Annotated in this window: 6 protein-coding genes and 2 pseudogenes; all 8 read left to right on the top strand. The window is 42.1% G+C overall.

Annotated elements, in window-relative coordinates; translation table 11 throughout:
• Nucleotides 1-74: pseudogene (locus tag FC652_RS19615) on the top strand (DUF3265 domain-containing protein); the annotation flags it as partial.
• Nucleotides 75-99: 25 nt separating this feature from the next.
• Nucleotides 100-606 (top strand): hypothetical protein, encoded by a 507-nt coding sequence (locus tag FC652_RS19610; protein ID WP_176299847.1) that lies wholly within the window; start codon nt 100-102, stop codon nt 604-606.
• A complete protein-coding gene (locus FC652_RS19605; RefSeq protein WP_176299846.1) occupies nt 596-1,006 on the top strand; it encodes a hypothetical protein in 411 nt (136 codons plus the stop codon). Before FC652_RS19610 ends, FC652_RS19605 begins: the two co-directional genes overlap by 11 nt.
• A 466-nt stretch (nt 1,007-1,472) precedes the next feature.
• On the top strand, nt 1,473-1,595 hold the full coding sequence (locus FC652_RS19595; RefSeq protein WP_176299849.1) for a DUF3265 domain-containing protein: 123 nt from the start codon (nt 1,473-1,475) through the stop codon (nt 1,593-1,595).
• A gap of 70 nt (nt 1,596-1,665) precedes the next feature.
• Nucleotides 1,666-1,923, top strand: coding sequence for a type II toxin-antitoxin system Phd/YefM family antitoxin (locus FC652_RS19590; RefSeq protein ID WP_000861988.1), 258 nt, complete (start codon nt 1,666-1,668; stop codon nt 1,921-1,923).
• The gene (locus FC652_RS19585) at nt 1,911-2,213 is read left to right on the top strand and encodes a type II toxin-antitoxin system RelE/ParE family toxin (protein ID WP_000852547.1); all 303 of its coding nucleotides are present in this window, start codon (nt 1,911-1,913) and stop codon (nt 2,211-2,213) included. Before FC652_RS19590 ends, FC652_RS19585 begins: the two co-directional genes overlap by 13 nt.
• 154 nt (nt 2,214-2,367) lie before the next feature.
• A complete protein-coding gene (locus FC652_RS19575; protein ID WP_255199199.1) occupies nt 2,368-2,880 on the top strand; it encodes a GNAT family N-acetyltransferase in 513 nt (170 codons plus the stop codon).
• Nucleotides 2,864-2,992, top strand: a pseudogene (locus tag FC652_RS19570) (DUF3265 domain-containing protein); the annotation flags it as partial. The gene FC652_RS19575 and the pseudogene FC652_RS19570, both read left to right, overlap by 17 nt.

Here is a 2,992-nt window from a genome sequence, read left to right as displayed (position 1 = left end):
GCGGTGAGTTTTGTGGTGAAAGTGGTCTGCGGAAGGTTGGTTTAGGCGGCATTCACCCCTTAACGCAGCGTTAAGCATATGTTTCAATCAGGAGGATTCTTGGAAAATATCCCAAAACCAGATCTTAGCGGGACAACAGGATCTCAGGTTGCAAGTTCAGTGGACTATATAACAAGTATTGAGCCGCCACCGTTTCAGTATGTGCATAATGTACTGGAGGGGCTTGCTGAAAATAAATACAAGGCGTTAGGTGGTGAGGCTACGGCAAAGATTATTGCAGCCCTACAAGCACAGAACTTCCATGAAATAAATAAACTTCAGCAAGAAAATAGCCAGTTGAAGCAAAAAATTGATGATTGTAATCGTGAATACTACGATTGCCGAGAGCAAGCGGCGATATATAAGAATCAATTGGACAGTGTCAACAGATTACGTAAGAAAAGTAACTTAGAAGCAACATTTGGAACTGCATTGATTGGTATATCTATAGAGCTCTATAGAACTCCTGAATTAAATCCATCTCTTGCTGTCATTTTGGCGTTGGTAGGGGCGGCTTTACTTTTGGCTAGTTGGTTTTCGGGAGTTGGAGGCAAAAGTGATAGTTAGTAATATTTCTGAGTTTACGATTACGGGAATTTTAGATAGGGGTGTTGCAAATCTAGAGCGAATTGCAATTTATGTAAATCAAACGGTAAACACTGGCCAATTTGGGGTCATGATTGGAAATCAACCTTTCGGCCATACTCAGGCTTACCCTATAAAAGATAATTTGCTCTGGTTTGGTGATGCAATATTGAACCAAGGGGATTGGATATTTCTTTATACAGGTGCAGGTAGTGTTACTCAGACTCCTATTGAGGGGGGGAAACAACTATATTCAATTTACTGGGGTAAACCGCAAACAATATTCGCTAGGACAGATATTGTACCTATTTTGTTCAAAGTTGAGGCAGTTCAAATACCAGCAATGCCAAACGATGTTCCGCAAATACCAACAAATGCTTAACAAAGCATTTAAGAGTGATTCGCAACGCGTGGCATTTTTGCTATGCGTTGCGTTTAGTGTTTAAGGTGGTTTGCTGCGGCATTGGTATAGCGTTGCTCACACCTTAATGAGGCGTTATGCTTAATCATGTAAAATCAGTGGTTTATGCTTTTTCTTTGTTCCCTCGGCTTGTTAGTTTCGAGTTCGTCGGCAAGTCAGCTTTACTGGGCGCTGTTTTCCGGACACTTATTCTTTGGCGCTGAAAATTCAGAGCGTTGCCTCAGTCAATTTTCGGGTAAGCGTGAGGTTAGGGAAGTTGGCTCAATCAAAACTTTGAACTTAGGTTTTTGAGTTTTAGCAGCCAGATTTCAAAGTCCGATTTTCAAAACTATGAGTCATTTCGGTTTTCTACGTTTTGGCTTTTGTTTGTAAATCAAAGTCGAGTTAATCTTGTTTCTAGAAAAACGTAACCCATTGAAGCTTAAGCATAACAAGGCGTTTAAGCGGGATTCATGCCGCGTGGCATTTTTGGTATGCGGCGAGTTTTGGTGGTGAAAGTGGTCTGCGGAAAGTTAGTTTATGCGGCATTCACCCCTTAACGCAGCGTTAGCCGTCATGGAGCTTGCTATACTCAAAGTGATAGAATAGTATCACTTTAGTAATCCTTAGGAGCAGCTCTCATGAAAGTAGAACTAGTTACATCACTCAAACGGCAAGCAACCAAGATCCTAGCCGATCTCCACGACACCAAAGAACCAGTGTTAATTACGGAGCATGGTAAGCCATCTGCGTATCTAGTTGATGTTGATGATTACGAGTTTATGCAAAATCGTTTGGCCATTCTCGAAGGTATTGCACGAGGTGAGCGCGCAATAGCTGACGGAAAGGTTGTTGGTCATAATGAAGCCAAGGACAAAATGTCAAAATGGCTGAAGTAATTTGGACTGAACCGGCGTTATCTGACCTAAATGATATCGCTGAGTACATCGCGCTTGAAAATGTCGTGGCTGCAAAGCAACTGGTTCAAGCGATCTTCTCGAAAGTCGAACGTCTAGAAGTTTTCCCAGAGTCAGGTCGTATTCCGCCAGAATTAGAGCATTTGAGTTATCGTGAAGTTGTAGCAAATCCATGTCGTGTTTTCTATAAACAAGACGGTGACAAGGTATTTATTCTGTTTGTTATGCGCGCTGAGAGAGATTTGCGTAAGTTCTTGTTAAGTAGACAATAACCTTGAGGAGTGAGCGGCTAACAAACGCTTTAAGACGGATTCGCAACGCGTGGCATTTGTGGTTTGCGGCAAGTTTAGTGATTTAGGTGTTGTGCGGAAACATCGCATTGCGTTGCTCACCACTTAAGCGGGCGTTATGTGAATGGAGCTCATCTTGAAAATATCAGTTGTCAAAAGTGGTGAAATTGAGGCGTATGAAGCGTCACTTAATGCACATCTAAACTCAGTTTTTGGTCAAGATTCTACAGTCAATTTTAACCAAGAATTTGTTTGTGCAGTTCTCATTGAGGACGACAGTCAGATTGTTGCTACCGGCTTTGCTTATAGCCGGTTAATGTCACAGGGCTCCATCAACTTCAAGGCGGGCATAGTTGGCGGTATAGCAGTTGCAGCAAATAAGCGTAGTCTGGGTTTAGCCAAGGTTATCGTAAAAGAACTGGATAAATACTTGGTGTCTTTTGGTGTAACTCATTCTTTTCTCTTCGCTTATGAGCCAGATGTATATCGAAGTTCAGGGTATTCAGAGTTAGTTTGTCCTATTCATTACTACGATATACAGCAGAAAAATTGGAATGAGTTTGTCTACCGTGGAGGCATGGTTAAGACTTACAATGTTGGTCACGCTCTAAGCAATCAAATCATTGAGTTTAATGGTTGTGTGTATTGAGCGCGCTGGAAAAATTCACATAACAAGGCGTTCAAGAGGGATTCGTGCCGCGTGGCATTTTTGGTATGCGGTGAGTTTTGGTGGTGAAAGTGGTCTGCGGAAAGTTGGTTTA

It is taken from the genome of Vibrio sp. 05-20-BW147 (assembly GCF_013369385.1).
GTDB lineage: Bacteria > Pseudomonadota > Gammaproteobacteria > Enterobacterales > Vibrionaceae > Vibrio > Vibrio floridensis.
The sequence above is the reverse complement of the archived record's forward strand: the minus strand, read 5'-3'. Positions and strand labels throughout refer to the sequence as shown.